General features: G+C 66.7%; 21 protein-coding genes. All 21 read right to left on the minus strand.

The window, feature by feature from the left end:
* Positions 1 to 1,197, minus strand: coding sequence for a methionine adenosyltransferase (gene metK, locus CCK87_RS06195; RefSeq protein WP_086460589.1), 1,197 nt, complete (start codon positions 1,195 to 1,197; stop codon positions 1 to 3).
* Positions 1,194 to 2,444, minus strand: coding sequence for a bifunctional phosphopantothenoylcysteine decarboxylase/phosphopantothenate--cysteine ligase CoaBC (gene coaBC, locus CCK87_RS06200; RefSeq protein ID WP_086461195.1), 1,251 nt, complete (start codon positions 2,442 to 2,444; stop codon positions 1,194 to 1,196). The genes metK and coaBC overlap by 4 nt, the downstream gene beginning before the upstream one ends.
* Before the next feature lie 136 nt (positions 2,445 to 2,580).
* Complete coding sequence (gene rpoZ, locus CCK87_RS06205; RefSeq protein ID WP_044438377.1) at positions 2,581 to 2,844, minus strand: DNA-directed RNA polymerase subunit omega; 264 nt, start codon at positions 2,842 to 2,844, stop codon at positions 2,581 to 2,583.
* 130 nt (positions 2,845 to 2,974) lie between these two features.
* Positions 2,975 to 3,856 carry a guanylate kinase gene (gene gmk / locus CCK87_RS06210; RefSeq protein WP_086460590.1) on the minus strand — a complete coding sequence of 294 codons (882 nt, stop codon included), beginning with the start codon at positions 3,854 to 3,856 and terminating at the stop codon, positions 2,975 to 2,977.
* A complete protein-coding gene (pyrF, locus tag CCK87_RS06215) occupies positions 3,853 to 4,737 on the minus strand; it encodes an orotidine-5'-phosphate decarboxylase (RefSeq protein ID WP_086460591.1) in 885 nt (294 codons plus the stop codon). Before pyrF ends, gmk begins: the two co-directional genes overlap by 4 nt.
* On the minus strand, positions 4,734 to 8,027 hold the full coding sequence (gene carB, locus CCK87_RS06220) for a carbamoyl-phosphate synthase large subunit (protein WP_086460592.1): 3,294 nt from the start codon (positions 8,025 to 8,027) through the stop codon (positions 4,734 to 4,736). Before carB ends, pyrF begins: the two co-directional genes overlap by 4 nt.
* Positions 8,027 to 9,208: a glutamine-hydrolyzing carbamoyl-phosphate synthase small subunit gene (gene carA / locus CCK87_RS06225; RefSeq protein WP_249273747.1), complete on the minus strand. Its 1,182-nt coding sequence runs from the start codon at positions 9,206 to 9,208 to the stop codon at positions 8,027 to 8,029. Before carA ends, carB begins: the two co-directional genes overlap by 1 nt.
* Positions 9,205 to 9,753: a hypothetical protein gene (locus CCK87_RS18555; RefSeq protein WP_249273748.1), complete on the minus strand. Its 549-nt coding sequence runs from the start codon at positions 9,751 to 9,753 to the stop codon at positions 9,205 to 9,207. The genes carA and CCK87_RS18555 overlap by 4 nt, the downstream gene beginning before the upstream one ends.
* On the minus strand, positions 9,746 to 11,086 hold the full coding sequence (locus CCK87_RS06230; RefSeq protein WP_086460594.1) for a dihydroorotase: 1,341 nt from the start codon (positions 11,084 to 11,086) through the stop codon (positions 9,746 to 9,748). The genes CCK87_RS18555 and CCK87_RS06230 overlap by 8 nt, the downstream gene beginning before the upstream one ends.
* Positions 11,083 to 12,039 carry an aspartate carbamoyltransferase catalytic subunit gene (locus CCK87_RS06235; RefSeq protein WP_086460595.1) on the minus strand — a complete coding sequence of 319 codons (957 nt, stop codon included), beginning with the start codon at positions 12,037 to 12,039 and terminating at the stop codon, positions 11,083 to 11,085. Before CCK87_RS06235 ends, CCK87_RS06230 begins: the two co-directional genes overlap by 4 nt.
* Positions 12,036 to 12,587: a bifunctional pyr operon transcriptional regulator/uracil phosphoribosyltransferase PyrR gene (gene pyrR / locus CCK87_RS06240; RefSeq protein ID WP_086460596.1), complete on the minus strand. Its 552-nt coding sequence runs from the start codon at positions 12,585 to 12,587 to the stop codon at positions 12,036 to 12,038. Before pyrR ends, CCK87_RS06235 begins: the two co-directional genes overlap by 4 nt.
* A gap of 118 nt (positions 12,588 to 12,705) precedes the next feature.
* Positions 12,706 to 13,119, minus strand: a complete 414-nt coding sequence (gene nusB / locus CCK87_RS06245) for a transcription antitermination factor NusB (protein WP_044438391.1) — start codon at positions 13,117 to 13,119, stop codon at positions 12,706 to 12,708.
* Positions 13,120 to 13,138: 19 nt separating this feature from the next.
* The gene (gene efp / locus CCK87_RS06250; RefSeq protein WP_055781292.1) at positions 13,139 to 13,702 is read right to left on the minus strand and encodes an elongation factor P; all 564 of its coding nucleotides are present in this window, start codon (positions 13,700 to 13,702) and stop codon (positions 13,139 to 13,141) included.
* A gap of 83 nt (positions 13,703 to 13,785) precedes the next feature.
* Entirely contained in the window at positions 13,786 to 14,223 is a 438-nt protein-coding gene (locus CCK87_RS06255; protein WP_086460597.1) for a type II 3-dehydroquinate dehydratase, read from the minus strand.
* 11 nt (positions 14,224 to 14,234) lie between these two features.
* Entirely contained in the window at positions 14,235 to 14,663 is a 429-nt protein-coding gene (locus tag CCK87_RS06260; protein WP_086460598.1) for a hypothetical protein, read from the minus strand.
* Between the two features lie 78 nt (positions 14,664 to 14,741).
* Entirely contained in the window at positions 14,742 to 15,827 is a 1,086-nt protein-coding gene (aroB, locus tag CCK87_RS06265; protein ID WP_086460599.1) for a 3-dehydroquinate synthase, read from the minus strand.
* A complete protein-coding gene (locus CCK87_RS06270) occupies positions 15,824 to 16,330 on the minus strand; it encodes a shikimate kinase (RefSeq protein WP_086460600.1) in 507 nt (168 codons plus the stop codon). The genes aroB and CCK87_RS06270 overlap by 4 nt, the downstream gene beginning before the upstream one ends.
* Positions 16,331 to 16,339: 9 nt before the next feature.
* Positions 16,340 to 17,545, minus strand: coding sequence for a chorismate synthase (gene aroC, locus CCK87_RS06275; protein WP_086460601.1), 1,206 nt, complete (start codon positions 17,543 to 17,545; stop codon positions 16,340 to 16,342).
* Between the two features lie 126 nt (positions 17,546 to 17,671).
* On the minus strand, positions 17,672 to 18,565 hold the full coding sequence (locus tag CCK87_RS06280) for a shikimate dehydrogenase (RefSeq protein ID WP_249273749.1): 894 nt from the start codon (positions 18,563 to 18,565) through the stop codon (positions 17,672 to 17,674).
* A 5-nt stretch (positions 18,566 to 18,570) separates the two neighbouring features.
* A complete protein-coding gene (gene mltG, locus CCK87_RS06285) occupies positions 18,571 to 19,758 on the minus strand; it encodes an endolytic transglycosylase MltG (RefSeq protein ID WP_249273750.1) in 1,188 nt (395 codons plus the stop codon).
* Positions 19,755 to 20,246 (minus strand): Holliday junction resolvase RuvX, encoded by a 492-nt coding sequence (ruvX, locus tag CCK87_RS06290; protein ID WP_086460602.1) that lies wholly within the window; start codon positions 20,244 to 20,246, stop codon positions 19,755 to 19,757. The genes mltG and ruvX overlap by 4 nt, the downstream gene beginning before the upstream one ends.

Consider the following 20,246-nt stretch of genomic DNA (forward strand, 5'->3'; position numbering starts at 1 on the left):
TTAGAGGCGAGCTGCGGCCTGCAGGTCTGCGACACGGTCGAGCTTCTCCCAGGTGAAATCGGGAAGCTCACGACCGAAGTGACCGTACGTGGCCGTCGCGCCGTAGATGGGGCGCAGCAGATCGAGGTGCTGGATGATGGCCGCCGGGCGCAGATCAAAGACCGCATTGATGGCCTCGATGATGCGCTCGTCGGGGAGCTTTCCGGTTCCGAAGGTCTCGACGTACAGTCCGACGGGCGCAGCCTTGCCGATGGCGTAGGCGACCTGCACCTCGAGCCTGTCGGCGAAACCGGCCGCGACCGCGTTCTTCGCGACCCAGCGCATGGCGTAGGCGGCCGAACGGTCGACCTTCGACGGGTCTTTGCCCGAGAAGGCTCCGCCGCCGTGGCGCGAGGCTCCACCGTACGTGTCGACGATGATCTTGCGGCCGGTGAGTCCGGCGTCGCCTTGGGGGCCGCCGACGACGAATCTGCCGGTGGGATTGATGAGGAAGTCTGCGGAGCGCGAGTCGAGGTCGCTGTCTGCCAACACCGGCTTGATGACGAGTTCTTCGATGTCGTGGAAGAGATCGGCGTTCGTCACCGACTCCGTGTGCTGGGTCGAGAGAACGACCGTCTCGATGGTCTTCGGCACGATGCCGTCGTAGCCGATGGTGACCTGGGTCTTGCCGTCGGGCCGCAGGTAGCCGAGCTCTCCTGATTTGCGCACCTCGGCGAGACGCTCGGCCAGACGGTGCGCGAGCCAGATGGGCAGCGGCATGAGCTGGGGCGTCTCGGTGGTGGCGAAACCGAACATGATGCCCTGGTCGCCGGCACCCTGCAGATCGAACGGATCGGTGCGGGTCTCGCCCTGACGGTTCTCCCACGCGTTGTCGACGCCGGCGGCGATCTCGGGCGACTGCGCGCCGATCGAGACCGAGACACCGCAACTCGCTCCGTCGAATCCGACATCGCTCGACGTGTAGCCGATCGACGACACCTTGTCGCGCACGATCGTGGGGATGTCGACATAACCCGAGGTCGTGACCTCGCCGGCGACATGCACGAGGCCCGTCGTCACGAGGGTCTCGACGGCGACGCGGCTCGCGGGGTCTACCTCGAGGAGGGCGTCGAGGATGCTGTCGGAGATCTGATCGCAGATCTTGTCGGGGTGTCCTTCGGTGACAGACTCGGACGTAAAGAGGCGAAGGCTCGTCATGGTGCTCCAGGGAATTCTGATGGGGTGCGGTGCCCGTCTGCGAGCAGTCGCTCGGCCAGTACAGACAGGATCTCATCGGCCACCGACAGCTTGCTGCCCCGGGCCTCGATCACTATAGACCCGGCTCGGTCGAGGACCGTCACCGCGTTTCCTTGCGTGGCGAAACCCTCGTTCCAGCCGACCCGATTGACCACGAGAAAGTCGCAGCCCTTGCGTGCGATCTTGGCTCGCCCCAGCTCGAGGAGGGCCTCATCGGTCTCTGCGGTCTCGGCGGCGAAGCCCACGACGATCTGGCCGGCACTGGCGCGCGCGGCGACGCCCGCGAGGATGTCGGCGTTCTTGACGAGCTCGAGCGTGAGCGTGTCGCCCATCGTCTCTTTCTTGATCTTGGCGTTCGAGACAGCCGCCGGCCTGTAGTCGGCGACCGCCGCCGCCATGATGATGGCGTCGCTCGCGGGGGCATGCTGCTCGACGGCCTCGGCGAGCTGCGCCGTCGTCTCGACGGAGACGACCGTGACGCCCTCGGGAAGCGCCACCTCGACGTGCGCCGCGATCAGAGTGACCTGCGCGCCGCGTGAGGCGGCAGCCTGCGCGAGCGCGGCCCCCTGGCGACCGCTCGAGCGGTTGCCGATGAACCGGACCGGATCGAGCGGCTCACGGGTTCCGCCGGCGGTGACGAGCACACGCACCCCGTCGAGGTCGCGGCGCGGGCCGGGGTGTGCGGCCGCGGCCACGGCCAGGGATGCGGCGACGATGTCGTCGACCTCGGCCATCCGACCGGCCCCGGAATCCGCGCCGGTGAGCTGTCCGCTCGTCGGTCCGACGAAGTGGATGCCGCGAGAGGCGAGAAGAGCGGCGTTGGCAACGGTGGCGGGGTTCTGCCACATCTCGGTGTGCATCGCGGGCGCGACCACGATCGGTGCTTTCGAGGCGAGAACGGTATTGCCGAGCAGATCGTCGGCAAGACCCGCCGCCATCTTGGCCAGGGAGTTCGCCGTGGCCGGGGCGATGACGATGAGATCGGCGGACTGGCCGATCGACACGTGCCGAACCTCGGCCACCGCCTCGTAGAGATCGGTGTGCACGACGTTTCGCGAGATCGCCTCGAGCGTCGGCTTGCCGACGAATCGCAGGGCGTGCTCAGTTGCGACGACCTGCACGTCGTGGCCCGCCAGTACGAAAGCACGCACGACGCCCACGGCTTTGTACGCCGCGATGCCACCCGTGATTCCCACCACGATGCGCAGTCGCTTCTGCGGGTCTGTCACCTCAGTACTGCCCTTCCGTCGTACACAACTCTGCCGTTAACGAACGAATCCGCTCCCCGGTCGCTCGGGCGCTGGCCCGACGACAGCCCGGGGAACGGACCTGCATTCGCTGCTGCTATTCGGTGGCCGCGATCGGCTTGACCGTGAGCTTGTCCTCGTTGATCTCGTGCATGGCGACCGAGAGGGGCTTGTCGTCGATCGTCGAGTCGACCAGCGGTCCGACGTTGTCGAAGAGGCTTCCCTCGTGCAGGTCGGCGTAGTAGTCGTTGATCTGTCGCGCGCGCTTCGATGCGAAGATCACGAGCGCGTACTTGGATTCAACCTTCGAGAGCAGTTCGTCGATGGGGGGATCGATGATTCCCTGTGCCCTGTTGACCATGGTGATACTCCTTGATTGGCCTCGCCGGCCGGATTGAGAAAAGATCGTGCGGTGATCGTGCGGGGTTCACCGTGCACAAGTAGACAAGTCTACCTCGAATAAGCCGTTGATCTCTCGGATTGGCCGCTTATCACTTCATGAGCTCCACGACGTCGCGCGCGGCGGTCTCGACGTCGTTGTTGACGATGAGGTAGTCGAACTCGTTCTGAGCGGCCAGTTCGACCTCGGCCGTCGCCAGTCGACGCTCCTGTTCCTCGGCCGTCTCGGTGCCTCGGCCCGTGAGTCGGCGCACGAGTTCCGCCCAGCTCGGCGGTAGCAGGAACACCAGTCGGGCCTCAGGCATGGCCTCGCGCACCTGGCGCGCGCCCTGGATGTCGATCTCGAGCAGCACGCTCTTGCCCTCGGCCAGCGCCTTATCGATGGGGGCGCGCGGGGTGCCGTAGCGCGACGAGTTGTGCACGACGGCCCACTCGAGGAACTCGCCGGCCGCGATCATCCGGTCGAACTCGGCGTCGTCGACGAAGTAGTAGCTGACGCCGTCGATCTCCCCCGGTCTCGGAGCCCTGGTCGTGGCAGAGACCGAGAGCAGAACACCGGGCACGTTCTCGCGGATCCAGGTGGACACCGTTCCCTTGCCGACCGCTGTCGGGCCCGCCAGGACCACCAGGCGCGAGGCGTCCTCGTCGCCGGAGAAGGGCGCGCGCTTCTCGAGGTAGGCGCGCAGACGATCGCGTTGCAGCGCACCGAGCCCGCCTAGACGCTTGCTCGGCGAGATCGAGAGTCGCTCGATGACCCGCTCGATTCGAACGCGACCGAGACCCGGGATGCCCTGGAGCAGTTCGGTGACCCGCATGCCGGCCTCGAGGCTGTCGGGATGCTTCGAGGCCCGGTCGAGCACGCCGGTCGCGCTGCGGCGCTGCTCCGCTACCGCTTTCTTGATGGCTGCGCGGGCACGCCGGGCCGCGATGGCAGCCCGGGATCCGGCCGCGCGATCGACGTCGGGAACGGTCATGACAGGGCTCCGGCTAGTTGGGCCGCCTGGTCGGCGAGCGTGTCTCTGAGGGCGGATGGCCCGGCAGCGAGTGCGGCTCTCGACGTGCTCACGACCGTGCCGGCCGAGAGCGGCCCGTAGATCGAGCGGATGTCGTCGAAGCGAGCTCCCTGGTGTCCGAACCCCGGGGCGAGCACGGGCATCAGCGGAGTCGCCTGGCCGAGCGACAGCGCGTCGACCCCGTAATCGAGAAGGTTCTTCGTCGCACCGAGCACGACTCCGATGCTACCGAGTTCGTGGCCCTCGCCGTCGTCCGTGGATGCGTGCGAACGGTTCCACGCGTCGATCTCGGCTGCGACGAGCCCGGCGACGCTGATCCCTGGTCGTTCTCCCCCGGTCACCGTCGCGGTCTGCAGCGTCTGCGATTCCGGGTTCGACGTCGCGGCGAGCACGAATGCGCCCTTGCCGTGACGCTCCGCCAGATCAAAGACTCCTGCCAGAGCCCCCGTTCCCGTGTACGCGGCCAGAGTCACGGCGTCGGCCTCGAGCGGAGAGCCCGGGGTGAGCCAGGCGTCGCCGTACGCGTCGACGCTCGACCCGATGTCGCCGCGCTTTGCATCGGCGATCACGATCAGTCCGGCCGCGCGAGCGGCCGCGAGCACCTCTTCGAGAGCCGAGAATCCGGCCGAGCCGAACATCTCGAAGAAAGCGACCTGTGGCTTGACGATGCCGATCGTGCCGCTCGCTGCCTCGACCACCCTCAGCCCGAACTCGCGCAGGCCGGTCGCCGTGCGCGGCAGATCCCAGGCATCCAGAAGGAAACCGTGGGGATCTATGCCGACGCACAGCGGGCCGTACTGTTCGATGCCCGCGTGCAGGCGCTGACCGAACGTGCGGGTCACAGGCGCGCTGCCCTGGCGATCGCGTATTCCTGCAGGCTAGACACGTCGAAGCCCTCTCGGGTCGCCTCGAACGAAGCGACCGCCGCGCCCAGCTGGGCGATGGTCGTGAACAGAGGCTTGTCGGCCGCCACCGCCGCCGCTCGGATCTCGTACCCGTCGGCTCGTGCGCTCGACCCGCTGGGGGTGTTCACGACGATGTCGACCTCGTTGCGGTTGATGAGATCGACGACCGTCGGCTCGTCTTCGTCACTCGAAGCTCCCTCGCTGAACTTGCGCACAATGCGGGCGGTGATGCCGTTGCGGTTCAGGACCTCGGCGGTTCCGGCCGTGGCGAGGATGTCGAAGCCCAGCTCGAGCAGACGGAGAACCGGGAGGACGATGGCCCGCTTGTCTCGATCGGAGACGGAGACGAAGACCGTGCCGGAGGTCGGCAGGCCGCCATACGCGGCCTCCTGACTCTTTGCGAACGCGCGGGGGAAGTCGCGGTCGATTCCCATGACCTCGCCCGTCGAGCGCATCTCAGGGCCGAGCAGCGAGTCGACGATCAGCCCGTCTTTTGTGCGGAAGCGCTTGAACGGCAGCACGGCCTCCTTCACGGCGATCGGCGAATCCATAGGCACGATGGAGCCGTCGACGACGGGCAGCATGCCTTCGGCTCGCAGCTCTGCGATCGTCGATCCCACCATGATGCGCGAGGCGGCCTTGGCGAGCGGGATGCCCAACGCCTTGGCCACGAAGGGCACGGTGCGCGAGGCGCGCGGGTTGGCCTCGAGAACGTAGAGGATGCCCTGGCCGATCGCGAACTGCACGTTGAGCAGGCCTCGTACGCCGATGCCCTCCGCAATGGAGAGCGTCGCGATGCGCACCCGGTCGATGACCTCGCGGCCGAGGGTGACCGGAGGAAGTGTGCAGCTCGAGTCGCCGGAGTGGATTCCCGCCTCCTCGATGTGCTCCATGATGCCGCCGACATAGAGCTCGTGTCCGTCGTAGAGCGCGTCGACGTCGATCTCGATCGCGTCGTCGAGGAATCGGTCGACGAGCAGCGGGTGGGCCGGATCGATGATGCCCTGACCGTCCATGCGCGAGAAGTAGTCCTCGAGCGAGGGCGAGTCGTAGACGATCTCCATGCCGCGGCCACCCAGCACATAAGACGGGCGCACGAGAACCGGGTATCCGATGTCTTCTGCGATCGTGACGGCGCCGGTGAAGTCGCTCGCCGTACCGTTCTTCGGGGCGAGGAGATTCGCGTCGTCGAGGATCTTCGAGAAGAGCCCGCGCTCTTCGGCGAGGTCGATCGCCTCGGGCGTGGTGCCGAGGATCGGGACGCCCGCGGCCTTCAGGCCCTTGGCGAGTCCGAGGGCGGTCTGGCCGCCCAGCTGCACGACGACCCCGACGAGCTCGCCTGACTGGCTCTCGGCGTGGATGACCTCGAGCACGTCCTCGAGGGTGAGCGGTTCGAAGTACAGCCGGTCGCTCGTGTCGTAGTCGGTCGACACGGTCTCGGGGTTGCAGTTGATCATGATCGTCTCGAAGCCCGCGTCGCTCAGGGCGAACGAGGCGTGCACGCAGGAGTAGTCGAACTCGACTCCCTGGCCGATGCGGTTGGGGCCGGAACCCAGGATGACGACCTTGCGGCGGTCGGAGGGCTCGACCTCCGTCTCTAAGTCGTAGCTGGAGTAGTGATACGGCGTGAGTGCCGGGAACTCCCCCGCGCAGGTGTCGACGGTCTTGAACACGGGACGCACGCCGAGGATGTGGCGCACCTCGCGCACCTCCTTCTCGCCGAAGCCGCGGAGGGCGGCGATCTGCGCGTCGGAGAATCCGTGCTCCTTCGCGAGGAGGAACATGTTCGTGTCGGCGTTCTCGCTCGACGCGATGGCCTCCGCCACCTCGTTGATGAGCACGATCTGGTCGATGAACCAGGGGTCGATCTTCGTGGCCTCGAATGCCTCCTCCGCGGTGGCACCGGCGCGGAGCGCCTGCTGTACGGTCACGATGCGACCGTCGGTCGGCACGCTGGCCAGGGCCAGCAGCTCGTCCTTGGATGCGTCGAGCGGCTCCCAGTGGAACGACGAGCCGCGCTTCTCCAGCGACCGCAGAGCCTTCTGCAGCGCCTGCGTGTAGTTGCGGCCGATGGCCATCGCCTCGCCGACCGACTTCATGGTCGTGGTCAGCGTGGTGTCGGCAGCTGGGAACTTCTCGAAGGCGAACCGGGGAACCTTGACGACCACGTAGTCGAGGGTCGGCTCGAACGACGCCGGCGTCACCTTGGTGATGTCGTTGGGGATCTCGTCGAGGTGATAGCCGATCGCCAGTTTTGCGGCGATCTTGGCGATCGGGAAGCCGGTGGCCTTGGATGCCAGCGCGCTCGAGCGTGAGACGCGCGGGTTCATCTCGATGACGATGACCCGGCCGTTCGCGGGATCGATGGCGAACTGGATGTTGCAGCCACCCGTGTCGACGCCGACGGCCCTGATGATGTCGATGCCGATGTTGCGCATGTTCTGGTACTCGCGGTCGGTCAGGGTGAGTGCGGGCGCCACCGTGATCGAGTCGCCGGTGTGCACACCGACCGGATCGACGTTCTCGATCGAGCACACCACGACCGTGTTGTCGGCCGTGTCGCGCATGAGCTCGAGCTCGTATTCCTTCCAGCCGAGGATCGACTCCTCGAGCAGCACCTCGGTGGTGGGGCTCTGGTGCAGACCGTCGCCGACGATGCGGCGGAGCTCTGCCTCGGTGTAGGCGAATCCGGAGCCCAGCCCACCCATGGTGAACGAGGGGCGCACGACCAGGGGGTACCCGAGGTCGAGTGCGAATTCCACGGCCTCCTCGACCGTGTGCGCGATGTGCGAGCGGGCGACGTCGGCACCGGCATCCAGAACGAGCTGCTTGAAGATCTGGCGATCCTCGCCCTTGTTGATCGCCTCGAACGAGGCGCCGATGAGTTCGACGTCGTACTTCTCGAGGATGCCGTGCTTGTGCAGATCGATGGCCGCGTTCAACGCGGTCTGGCCCCCGAGGGTCGGCAGAATGGCGTCGGGCTTCTCCTTGGCGATGATGGTCTCGATGACCTGCCAGGTGATGGGCTCGACGTAGGTCGCGTCGGCGAAGTCCGGGTCGGTCATGATCGTGGCCGGGTTCGAGTTCACGAGGATGACGCGCACGCCCTCCTCGCGGAGAACGCGGCACGCCTGGGTTCCGGAGTAGTCGAATTCGCACGCCTGGCCGATGACGATCGGTCCGGAGCCGATGACCAGGACACTCTTGATGTCTTCCCTGCGAGGCATTACTGGTTCTTCCCGTCGATGATGGAGTGAATCTCTGTCTGGGGCTCGCCCTTGTCGATGGCGAGCACCATGTCGCGGAAGCGATCGAACAGGTACATGGAGTCGTGCGGCCCGGCCGCGGCCTCCGGGTGGTACTGCACGCTGAACGCGTCGATGTCGAGGCAGCGGATGCCCTCCACCACGTTGTCGTTCAGGCTGAGGTGGCTGACCTCGACCCGGCCGAAGCCGGCCGGGCTGTCGACGACGCCCTCGCGCGGCGCATCCACGGCGAAGCCATGGTTCTGGCTGGTGATCTCGACCCGGCCCGTGGTCTTGTCGAGCACGGGCTGGTTGATGCCGCGGTGACCGAAGGGCAGCTTGTAGGTGCCGAAGCCGAGGGCGCGACCGAGGAGTTGGTTGCCGAAGCAGATGCCGAAGTACGGGATCTTCTCGGAGAGCACGTCGCGAAGCAGCTGCACGTGACGTTCGGATGCCTCCGGGTCGCCGGGGCCGTTCGAGTAGAACAGGGCGCTCGGCTTGAGGGCCACGACCTCCTCCGTCGTCACCGACTCGGGCAGGACGACGACATCGAAGCCGCGCTGGGCGAGATAGCGGAGCGTCGAGGTCTTCACTCCGAGGTCGAGGACAGCGACACTTCCGACGCGCTCGCCGACAGCGTCGATCGTGTACTGCTCGGGGGTCGAGACCTCCTTCGAGAGGTTGCGACCCGCCATGGCCTCTGCATCGCGCACGATGGCGAGCTGCTCAGAGTCGCTGAGATCGAAGTCGTCTCCCGAGAAGATTCCGGCGCGCATGGCTCCGAGAGAGCGCAGGTGCCGGGTGATCGCGCGGGTGTCTACGCCGGAGATGCCGACGATTCCGCCGGAGACGAGATCGTCGTCGAGGCTGCGGGTCGCGCGGAAGTTCGAGACCATGCGCGAGGGGTCGCGCACGACGTATCCGGCCACCCAGATTTTCGCGGACTCGAGGTCCTCGTCGTTCGTGCCCGTGTTGCCGATGTGGGGCGCGGTCTGCAGAACGATCTGGCCGGCGTAGGAGGGATCGCTGAGCGTCTCCTGGTACCCGGTCATGCCGGTGGCGAAGACCGCCTCTCCCAGGGTGCGTCCGCGGGCGCCGTAAGCGCGACCTGCGTAGCGTTTGCCGTCTTCGAGTACGAGGACGGCGGGTTCTGTTGAGATCACGCGAGGGATCCTTCCTGGTCGGGGTTGGCAGGGCCCTGTGAGGGCGTAAGCACGGTGATCGCCTCGATGAGGCGGGAACTCTGTTCGGGACTCTCGATGCGGAAGAAGCTCTCGACATCGGCCGACGGGGTGGGAGATTCCGATTCGAGGATCCAGTCGAGGCGAACCAGGCCGCCCTCTTCCACGACCCGGTCGATGGTCCATGTCGACGTACCGACGGAGCGGATGCGATCGGCCGCGACGAAGACCTGCGGCTCGCCGGTCACGGCGATGAGGACGCCGGCGTCGAACACGGAGACGGCTGCGCGCCCCCGGAATCCGAGGCCGGGCAAGGTCACCCGGTCGAGGGGGGCGCCCGCGGTCGTGGTCGAGACGTAGAGACCGGTGACGGCGACGCGCAACTCGCCGAGCAGCTCGTCGGCGGGCACCGCCGAGGTCGACAGCGCGGATTGGCGACGACCGCGCGCTCGCCAACCGAGAACCATCAGGATCAGGAGCCCGATGACTCCGACGATGATGATCGAGCCGGGAAGGATCCTATCCACGGGCCACCCCTGCCGCCGTGGCCGCCGCGGCGACCTCTGATGCGCTCAGAACAGAGCCGTCGAGCACGGTCGGGTAGCCGCGGTGGAACGTGTGACGCACCGATCCGGGAAGGGTCATGCCGAGGTAGGGCGAGTTGTGGCTCTTACCCGCGAGTCTGTCGACCGAGAAGGTGCTCGACGACGCGGGATCGACGAGGACGAGGTTGGCGCTCGCGCCGATCTCGAACGAGTGCGTGTGACCCTCGAGTCTGCCGATCTGGGCCGGGGTCTGAGAAAGCACGCGAGCGACATCCGCCCAATCGAACAGACCGGTGTCGACCATCGCGGCCTGCACGACCGAGAGAGCGGACTCGAGGCCCACCATGCCGAACGACGCGTGGTCCCACTCGCAGTCTTTGGACTCTTCGGGGTGCGGCGCGTGATCGGTCGCAACGATGTCGATGGTGCCGTCGACCAGCCCCTCGCGGAGCGCGCGCACGTCTTCGTCGCGGCGAAGCGGGGGGTTCACCTTGTAGCGCGCGTCGTAGCTGCGGATGAGCTCTTCGGTGAGCAGCAGGTGGTGCGGCGTGACCTCCGCTGTGACCTCGATGCCGCGGGCCTTCGCCCAGCGCACGACGTCGACCGAGCCCGCCGTCGACAGGTGGCAGATGTGCAACCGGGCTCCGACGTGCTTGGCGAGCAGGACGTCGCGGGCGATGATCGACTCCTCCGCGACGGCAGGCCAGCCCTTGAGGCCGAGTTCGCTCGAGAGAGCGCCCTCGTTCATCTGCGCGTTCTCGGTCAGTCGCGGATCCTGGGCGTGCTGCGCCACGACGCCGTCGAAGGTCTTCACATATTCGAGGGCGCGGCGCATCAGCAGTGAATCGTGCACGCACTTGCCGTCGTCGGAGAAGACCCGCACGCCGGCACGGGAGTTCGCCATCGCGCCGATCTCCGACAGGCGCTCGCCGCCGAGTCCCACGGTGACCGCGCCGATGGGACGAACAGTGGCGTAGCCGGCCGCGTCGCCCAGGGCCTGCACCTGCTCCACGACACCCGCGGTGTCCGAGACGGGCATCGTGTTCGCCATGGCGAAGACAGCGGTGAAGCCGCCCGCCGCTGCGGCCCTCGTTCCCGACAGCACCGTCTCGCTCTGTTCGAATCCGGGTTCGCGAAGGTGCGTGTGCAGATCGACGAGACCCGGAAGCGCGACCAGACCCGCGGCATCCAGAACGCGTGCGCCGGCGGGCCCAGAAAGCCCTGCCCCGCGTTCGGCGATCACCCCGTCTGCGATCAGGAGATCGGTCGTGGTTCCGTCGGGCAGTGTCGCCCCCGTGATCAGGGTCGTTGTCATGATCTGGCCTCCCGGTCGCCGGACAGCAATGAATACAACACGGCCATGCGGATCGACACCCCGTTGGCCACCTGCTCGATGACGGTGGACTGCGCCGAGTCGGCGGCCCGAGACGAGATCTCGAGTCCACGGTTCATGGGGCCGGGGTGCATGACAATGCTATCGGGGCGCAGGGCCAGCAGACGCTCATCGTCGAGGCCCCACTGGCGCGCGTACTCGCGGGTCGTGGGAAAGAATGCTGCGTTCATACGCTCCTGCTGGATGCGCAGCAGCATCACCACGTCCGGCCGCACCTCGGCGAGCGCGGCATCGAGGTCGTACCGGATGTCCGCCGGCCACGTCGATGCACCGACGGGAACCAGAGTGGCCGGAGCGACGAAGGTGACGTGCGCTCCGAGGGTCTCGAGGAGCCAGAGGTTCGAGCGCGCTACCCGGGAGTGCAGAACGTCCCCGACGATCATGACGCTGACGCCGTCGAGGTCACGACCGCGAGCCGCGTCGCCGTGGATTCGCCGCCTCATGGTGAAGGCGTCGAGCAGTGCCTGGGTGGGATGTTCGTGGGTGCCGTCGCCGGCGTTGACCACTCCGGCATCGATCCAGCCGCTCTGCGCGAGCACCTGCGGGGCGCCCGAAGCGGAGTGCCGGATGACGACGCCGTCTGCCCCCATCGCCGCGAGGGTCTGGGCCGTGTCTTTCAGGCTCTCGCCCTTCGACACGCTCGATCCCTTGGCCGAGAAGTTGATGACATCGGCTGAGAGGCGCTTCGCCGCCACCTCGAATGAGGTGCGGGTTCGGGTCGAATCCTCGAAGAAGAGGTTGACGACCGTCTTGCCGCGCAGGGTGGGGAGCTTCTTGACCTCGCGGTTCTGCACCTCGCTCATGTCTTCCGCGATGTCGAGCAGCCCGATCGCGTCATCGCGGAGCAGATCTCGGGTGGAGAGGAGGTGCCTCATGCGCCGGCTCCCGTCGCGAGGTCGATGCTGACCTCTTCGCTGCCATCGATCTCGGAGAGACGCACGTTGATGCGCTCATCGGTGGAGCTGGGCAGGTTCTTGCCCACGAAGTCGGCTCTGATGGGCAGCTCTCGATGTCCCCGGTCGACGAGGACTGCGAGGCGAACCGCGCGTGGCCGGCCCAGGTCTCCGATGGCGTCGAGCGCGGCGCGGATGGTGCGTCCGGAGTAGAGGACGTCGTCGACGAGCACAACCGTCTTGCCGTCGATTCCGCCAGCGGGAACCCGGGTGCGCTGCGGCGCACGGGTCGGATGGTGTGCGAGGTCGTCGCGGTACATGGTCACATCGAGCGAACCCACGAGATCGACCGGCGCCGAGGCCTCGATCTGGCGGATCTGCGCACCGATCCTTTCGGCGAGGATCACTCCGCGCGTGGGGATGCCCAGGATCACGAGATCGTCCGCTCCCCGGTTGGACTCGAGGATCTCGTGCGAGATCCGAGTCAACGCTCGGGTTATGTCAGAGTTCTGCAGCACTATTCGAGCCACGAGCCTGACCTCCTTCCCCGCCTCACAGGACGGATGGTTAAAGGATGTCTGTTTCGCCGATGAGCCTATCAGTCGACGTGTGGTGCTCCGGGGTACTCTCCGTTGTCACGGGGAGCGCTCAGCCTTTGGACTGCTGCACGCGTCCCAGGATTCCGTTCAGGAAGCTGCCGGAGTCGTCGGTACTGAGCAGCTTGGCCGCGTCGACGGCCTCATTGATCGCCACGCCGTCGGGAACGTCGTCGTTGAAGAGGACCTCCCAGATGCCGATACGCAACAGCGCGCGGTCGATGATCGGCATGCGCGCGAGCGTCCAGCCCTGGGCGTAGGTCTCGATGAGTTCGTCGATCTCGTCGCCGTGGTCGACGACGCCGTCGATGATCTCGCGGGCGTACAGCCACGATGCCTCTCGGGCCGGTTCGCTCAGCGCACGGGTGGCCTCGGCGGCGAGGGCCTCGTTGATCGAGATCTGTCGGACGTCGGCGACGTAGAGCACGTCGAGGGCGCGCTTGCGAGCTTTGGTGCGTGCACTCATTGCGTAATCGCTTTCGCGGTCAGTCGTTCACGCGGCCGAGGTAGTCCCCCGTGCGCGTGTCGACCTTGACGCGGGTGCCCTGCTCGAGGAAGAGCGGAACCTGGATCTGGTAGCCGGTCTCGACCGTGGCGGGCTTGGTGCCACCCGTCGAGCGGTCGCCCTGCAGGCCAGGCTCGGTGTACGTGATCTCGAGCGTCACGCTCGCGGGCAGCTCGACATAGAGCGGAAGCCCCTCGTTGAGCGCGACCGTCACGGCCTGGTTCTCGAGCATGAAGTTGGCGGCGTCGCCGACGACAGCAGCGGTCACGGTCAGCTGGTCGTAGTCGGCCGTGTCCATGAAGACGAAGTCGTTGCCGTCTTTGTACAGGTACTGGAAGTCGCGACGGTCGACATTGGCCGTCTCGATCTTCGCTCCGGCGTTGAACGTCTTGTCGACGACCTTGCCGGTGAGGACGTTCTTCATCTTGGTGCGCACGAATGCGCCGCCCTTGCCAGGCTTGACGTGCTGGAAGTCGATGACTGCCCAGAGCTGGCCGTCGATCTTGAGGACGGCGCCGTTTCTGATGTCGCTGGTTGAAGCCATGGAAAAACTGTTCCGTTCGAGTGAAGAATTGTGCGGGCGCGAGAAATGGCCCTCAGTGAGTGTACCGTCTGGCGACTCTCGGCCTAGTTGAGGCCGATCACCGCCCGGAGTGCCAGCCTGTAGGAGTCGAATCCGAAGCCCGCGATGACGCCGGTGGCGACGCCGGAGATGACGCTCGTGTGCCGGAACGTCTCACGGGCGTGCGGATTCGAGATGTGCACCTCGACGAGAGGAATGCCCGCTTTGGTCACCATGGCTGCGGCATCGCGAAGTCCGTAGCTGTAGTGCGTGAAAGCGGCGGGGTTCAGGATCACCGGTGTCGACGAGTCGACCGCCTCGTGGAGCCAGCGGATCAGCTGCGCCTCGTCGTCGGTCTGACGCAGCTCGATGGTTGCACGATCTGCCGCGTCGGCGACGAGCAGGGTGCGGAGGGCATCGAGATCCTGTGATCCGTAGACGTCTGGCTCTCGGCTGCCGAGACGCGAGAGGTTTGGTCCGTTCAGCACGAGCACAGTGGTCATGACGCCTAACTCTAGCGAGGAGCAGACAGCCGTGCTTTCATCATGCGGAGCCCGTCGTCGTGCACGAGATAGATCGCGAAGACGTCGACGGCCTCGGCGTCGGCTGCGGAGTGCAGCCCGTCTGCCCACAGCTCGTCGAACCCGTGAGGCGTCTCGTCTCCAGGCCGCTCGAGGGCGAAGAGGATGCTGCCTCCCGGACCGTATTCGTCGAGAACCTGCCCCAGGCTGGACACGATCGAACGCAGCTCGTCTTCGCTCGGACTGACCGGAATGCCGTCGATCGGTATGACGATGGGCAGTTGCCGTCCGTTCGAGGCGAGGAGAAATGCCCAGAGCTGGCGTCTGAGCGCGGGACCGAGCAGTGTGGAGAGGAGCTCGCGAGCGTCGGCGTCGGTGGAGATGATCGTGTCGGGACCGGGTGTCGAAGAGGAGATCGTCATGCAGACACCTTCGCCTCTTTCAGACGGCGAGCTCTGAACTTGTCCCCAGGGCGGCAGTCTTCTCCTGCACAGTCTCGGTCAGGAGCCGATCTCCTGATACGCGGCGAAGAGAAGCGATGTTTCAGGACCGGCGAGAACCGATGGCTTGGCGAGGTCATCGAGGACGATGAAACGGAGCATGCCCGCGCGAGCCTTCTTGTCGCGCTGCATGGTCGCCAGCAGGGTCTGCCAGCGCCCGACCGGGTAGCTGACCGGCAGGGTCAACGAGGTGAGAATGCGCCGGTGACGCTCGACGACCTCGTCCGACAGCGCTCCGGTGAGTCGTCCCAGCTCTGCCGCGAAGACCATGCCGACCGAGATCGCGGCGCCGTGCCTCCACTGATAGCGCTCGGCGTGTTCGATCGCGTGCCCCAGGGTGTGACCGTAGTTGAGGATCTCGCGGAGACCCTGCTCCGTGAAGTCTTCGCCGACCACGCGCGCCTTCATAGCGATCGAGAGTTCGACCATTCGCCTGAACTCGGGGGTTGACGGGTCGGTTGCCCGGTCGACGTCGGCCTCGATGATGTCGAGGATCTCGGGCTCGGAGATGAAGCCGGCTTTCACAATCTCGGCGAAGCCGGCGAGGATCTCGTTTCGAGGAAGGGTGTCGAACGTGTCGAGGTCTCCGACCACGGCACTCGGCGCGTAGAACGTGCCGACGAGGTTCTTTCCCTCGGCCGTGTTGATGCCATTCTTGCCGCCCACGGCTGCATCGACGAGACCGAGAACAGACGTCGGCACCTGCACGAGGCGAACGCCGCGAAGCCAGGTCGCCGCGACGAACCCGGCGAGGTCGGTGATCGCTCCCCCGCCGAAGCCGATGACGGCGTCGGATCTCGTGAAGTCCGACTGGCCCATGACCTGCCAGCAGAACGCGGCGACCTCCACGCGCTTCGCCTGTTCCGCATCCGGCACCTCGGCGAGAAGCACCTCGTAGCGGCCGAGCAGGCTCTCCCGCATCGCCGCCGCCTTCGCCGCCAACGTGGGAGCGTGAACGATCAGGACCTTCCGCACACCTTGGCCGAGGAACTCGGAGAGATCGCCGACGAGTCCTCGTCCGATCACGACGTCGTAGGGGTCCGTCCCGGAGACGGTGATCCGGGTCGCGGGGGTGCTCTCTGTCATTGTGTGTCTTTCTGAGATCGGTGTGCACGAGCCCACCGCGCGATGTCGGTCGCGATGACCTCCGTCGGGCGATGAGACGTGTCGATGGAGAAGTCGGCAAGCGACTCGTAGAGCTCGCGGCGCGAGTCGACGAGCGCCTGCCACGATTCGATCGAGGTGATGAGAGGGCGCTTGCCGTTGGCCAGTCGCGCCGCGACGGCGGAGGCGTCGACGGTCAGCAGCACGACCGGCAGCGACGCGATGTCGGCCTGCGTCCGCGGGTCGAGCACGGCTCCCCCGCCGAACGCGACGACACCCGTTCCCGAGAGCGCGTGCTCGACGGCGACGCGCTCCAGCGTTCTGAAGTGAGCCTCTCCGTGGGCGGCGAACAGCTCCGAGATGGCACCGTGCTGACGCACGATCTCCGTGTCGGTGTCGATGAACGGCACGCCCAGCGTGCGGGCGACCTTCTTGCCGATCCGGGACTTTCCCGCGGCAGGCGCACCGATCAGCACGAGGAGCATGAAGCCGGCCTAGTCGGTGCCGTCGGTGCCGGCGGATGCGAGACGGTCGGGGATGTGCGCGAGGTACGACTCGAGGTTGCGCTTGGTCTCGGGCACGGAATCGCCCCCGAACTTCTCGAGCACGGAGTTCGCCAGCACGAGCGCCACCATCGCCTCGGCGACGACACCGGCCGCGGGGACCGCGCACACGTCGGAACGCTGGTGGTGCGCGGCCGCAGCCTCGCCCGTGGCGACGTCGACCGTGCGGAGAGCATGGGGAATGGTCGCGATCGGCTTCATTCCGGCGCGGACACGCAGCACGGTACCGGTCGTCATTCCGCCCTCGGTGCCGCCGGCCTTGTCGCTGAGGCGCGTGATCCGGCCCTCCGACTGCACGAGTTCGTCGTGCGCGTCCGATCCTCGGCGCGTGGTGGTGAGGAACCCGTCGCCGACTTCGACGCCCTTGATCGCCTGGATGCCCATCAGAGCGGCAGCCAGCGCGGAGTCGAGGCGTCGGTCCCAGTGCACGTACGAGCCGAGGCCGGGCGGCACTCCGTAGGCGAGCACCTCGACGACGCCACCGAGGGTGTCTCCGTCTTTGTGCGCCGCGTCGACCTCCGCCACCATGAGGGCGCTGGTCGCCTCGTCGAAGCAGCGGAGAGGATCGGCGTCGAGCGTCGCGACATCGCGAGGCATGGGCAGAGGGCTGCCCTCGGGCACCCGCACCGGACCGATCGACAGCGTGTGACTCACCAGGGAGATGCCCAGTTGCGACAGGAAGCTTCTCGCCACGGCGCCGAGTGCCACCCGTGCCGCCGTCTCACGGGCGCTCGCGCGCTCGAGAACAGGTCGAGCCTCGTCGAAGCCGTACTTCTGCATACCCACCAGATCGGCGTGACCCGGTCGAGGGCGCGTGAGCGGTGCTCCCCGACCGCGACTGGCCTGATCGGCATCGACGGGTTCGGGGCTCATCACCTCGACCCACTTCGGCCACTCGGTGTTGCCGATGCGGATGGCGACCGGGCTGCCGAGAGAGTAGCCGTGCCGCACACCGGCCGAGATCGTCAGCTCGTCTTGCTCGAACTTCATACGCGCGCCTCGGCCATAGCCCAGCTTGCGGCGCGCGAGGTCGGCGCGGATGTCGTCCATCAACACGGGCACGCCGGCGGGCAGCCCCTCGATGGTGGCGATGAGTTCAGGGCCGTGCGATTCTCCGGCGGTGATCCAACGAAGCATATAAGGGCTGTTCCTTCAGGCGGCAGGATGGTCGACGGCGGCCGGTGACCGGCGGCCAGACGCGTCGGCGTGCGGACAGCCGACACTCGATCCTCCCACAGATCGGCTTCTGGCTTGGGCGGTGAGCTATCGCTCGAGCGGTGCGTCGAGACTGTTGACCGACGCCTCCATCGCCGCCAGCACGGCCGACTCGTCGGGCAGAGGCAGCGCCGGATCGGCGTTCACGAAGATGCGGATCTGCAGGAGGGCCTGATGGATCAGCATGCGCAGGCCCGACACGACCGATCGATCCGAGGCGTTCCAGATGTCGCCGAGGGCACTCGGCCAGGGGTGATAGGCGACATCGAGCAGATCTGATCGGGCGGCGATCGTGCTGTCGCCGAGCAGCACGGCGGGTTCCACGGTTCCTGGAAGAGTCGAGATCACGAGCGAGGCGTCGACGATGTCGAGCGACGCGACGGTGAGCGGAAGAAGAGCGATCGACGTTCCCGCGGAGTGTGCGATCCGCGTGAGGTCTTCGGCCTTCTCCGGGCTGCGCGCGAGAACGCTCACGTGTTCTGCCCCGAGTTGAGCTGCTGCGACCACGGCCGATGCGGCGGTCGCCCCGGCACCCAGGATCGCCACCTGGCGGGCGTGGACGATCGACTTCTCGGCGAGGGCACGCACGATGCCTCCGACGTCGGTGTTGAAGCCGTCGAGTCGACGCTCTCCATCGACGTGCGTGAAGCGTACGGTGTTCGTCGAGCCGGTGAGCATACTCAGCTCGTCACGGCCGTCGAGCATCGGCTGGATGCCGTGCTTGAGTGGCATCGTCAGCGACAGTCCGAGCCACTCGTCACGCCGCCCCGCCACGAACGTGGCCAGATCGTCCTCCGTGACGTCGACCGCGTCGTAACGCCAGTCGAGACCGAGCGCGGCGTAGGCCGCCGTGTGCAGACGCGGCGACAGGGAATGCGCGATCGGCGAGCCGAGGACGGCCAGACGCCGGATCGGTGCTGCGGGCATCGTCGAGTCGGCCATGGTCGTCAGTGGTTCGCCTGGTACTGCTTCACGGCTTCGTCGTGCTCCTCCTGAGTGACAGAGAAGACGGTCTCCCCCGTGTCGAGATTCACGGTGACGAAATACAGCCAAGCGCCCTCCGCGGGGTGCAGAGCCGCATCGATGGCGTCGTCGCCCGGATTGGAGATCGGACCGATGGGCAGACCCGGGTTGGCGTACGTGTTGTACGGGTTCGACGCGTCGTCGCGTTCGGCCTCTGTCGTGTCGACCTCGCCACCGCCGGCGCCGTATCGAACCGTGGCATCCGACTGGAGGTTCATGCCGTCGGCGATGCGGTTCTGGAAGACCCGGGACACCTTGTACATGTCGTCCTTGCTGCCGGACTCGCTCTGAATGAGGCCGGCGAGCGTCAGCACCTGCAAGCGCTGATCGACGGGCACGCCCGCCGCATCGAGAGCCTGGTAGGTGCGGTCGACCATCGTCTTGAGCATCTCGGCCGCCGTCTGTCCGGGCTGGAACTCGTAGGTCGCCGGGAAGAGGAATCCTTCGATGCTCGGAGCCTCCGCGGGTACGCCGAGTGATGCGAAGTCCGCGCCCGCGGCCTTGAAGTCGTCGAACGGCATCCCTGTGACGTCGGCGAGCGACTGGTAGATGCCCGACGCCGTGGTGCCCTCGGGGATCGTCAGCGTGTAGTCGACCTTGTTCGCCGGATCGAGCAGTGCGGCGAGTGCGGCTTTCGAGCTCATCTTCGTCGCCAGCTTGAACGTGCCGGTCTGGAAGACGGGCTGCGGGTTCTCTTTGAGCAGAAGCGAGTAGAAGGTGTCGGAGCTCTTCACGACGCCGGCCTCTTGCAGCTTGACCCCGATGGCGTCGCCGAACTCGCCGTCTGTGATCTTCACCATGACCTCGCCCGAGCCGTTGCCGCTGTAGTCGTCGCTGGATTTCGGGTTGAGCATCGCGGTGATCTGAGGCTCGAACGTCGAGTAGACGAAGGCGCCTCCTCCCACGATCAGACCGAGGATGACGACGGTCACGATCACGCCGGTGAGTGCGCGACGCCGCCGCCGGGGCGGCCGCGTCGAGTGCTGCACGGTTTCGTGCGTCTCGCGCCGCTCTCGTCGTGACTGCGGCTGGCCCGTTGGCTTCGACGTCGAAGCGGGCTCACGCAGGAACTCCGAGAACGGGTGGTCTTCTGGTGGCTGACGGTCAGTCACGGTAAATCCCCCTGTGGATCGGGTCCCAACTCGGATGCGGCGATTCCGGGCGGGTTTCCCGTGGACGCCTCCGAATCGAGGGCATGCTGCAAAAGTATAACCGCGGCGATTTGGTCGATCACGGGACGCGACCCTTTCACGGCACGGCCGGAGGTGTGCAGGGCGGCCTGCGCCGACACCGTCGTGAGCCTCTCATCGATCATTCGCACGGGCCTGCCCGTGGCAGAGGCGATTCGCCCCGCGAACGAGATCGCGTCGTCGGTCGACGGCGTCGTGCCTCCCGACAGAGACAGCGGCAGACCGACGACGACCTCGGAACAGTCGAGTTCGTCGCACAGTGCCGTCAATCGATCGACGTCAGTGGTGCTGTCGCCGGTCGATCGTGCAACGGTCTCGAGCGGGGTCGCCAGCATGCCGTGGAAGTCGCTGCGCGCGACGCCGATGCGGGCTTTGCCCACGTCGACGCCGAGGCGCACGCCTGACCTCAC

It is taken from the genome of Agreia sp. VKM Ac-1783, assembly GCF_900177765.1.
Lineage (GTDB): Bacteria > Actinomycetota > Actinomycetes > Actinomycetales > Microbacteriaceae > Agreia.

Excerpts from the sequence above, each read along its gene's own strand:
- metK (WP_086460589.1), bottom strand. The coding sequence starts at position 1,197 with ATGACGAGCCTTCGCCTCTTTACGTCCGAGTCTGTCACCGAAGGACAC.
- rpoZ (WP_044438377.1), bottom strand. The coding sequence starts at position 2,844 with ATGGTCAACAGGGCACAGGGAATCATCGATCCCCCCATCGACGAACTG.
- gmk (WP_086460590.1), bottom strand. The coding sequence starts at position 3,856 with ATGACCGTTCCCGACGTCGATCGCGCGGCCGGATCCCGGGCTGCCATC.
- carB (WP_086460592.1), bottom strand. The coding sequence starts at position 8,027 with ATGCCTCGCAGGGAAGACATCAAGAGTGTCCTGGTCATCGGCTCCGGA.
- CCK87_RS06230 (WP_086460594.1), bottom strand. The coding sequence starts at position 11,086 with ATGACAACGACCCTGATCACGGGGGCGACACTGCCCGACGGAACCACG.
- CCK87_RS06235 (WP_086460595.1), bottom strand. The coding sequence starts at position 12,039 with ATGAGGCACCTCCTCTCCACCCGAGATCTGCTCCGCGATGACGCGATC.
- nusB (WP_044438391.1), bottom strand. The coding sequence starts at position 13,119 with ATGAGTGCACGCACCAAAGCTCGCAAGCGCGCCCTCGACGTGCTCTAC.
- efp (WP_055781292.1), bottom strand. The coding sequence starts at position 13,702 with ATGGCTTCAACCAGCGACATCAGAAACGGCGCCGTCCTCAAGATCGAC.
- CCK87_RS06255 (WP_086460597.1), bottom strand. The coding sequence starts at position 14,223 with ATGACCACTGTGCTCGTGCTGAACGGACCAAACCTCTCGCGTCTCGGC.
- CCK87_RS06260 (WP_086460598.1), bottom strand. The coding sequence starts at position 14,663 with ATGACGATCTCCTCTTCGACACCCGGTCCCGACACGATCATCTCCACC.
- aroB (WP_086460599.1), bottom strand. The coding sequence starts at position 15,827 with ATGACAGAGAGCACCCCCGCGACCCGGATCACCGTCTCCGGGACGGAC.
- CCK87_RS06270 (WP_086460600.1), bottom strand. The coding sequence starts at position 16,330 with ATGCTCCTCGTGCTGATCGGTGCGCCTGCCGCGGGAAAGTCCCGGATC.
- aroC (WP_086460601.1), bottom strand. The coding sequence starts at position 17,545 with ATGCTTCGTTGGATCACCGCCGGAGAATCGCACGGCCCTGAACTCATC.
- CCK87_RS06280 (WP_249273749.1), bottom strand. The coding sequence starts at position 18,565 with ATGGCCGACTCGACGATGCCCGCAGCACCGATCCGGCGTCTGGCCGTC.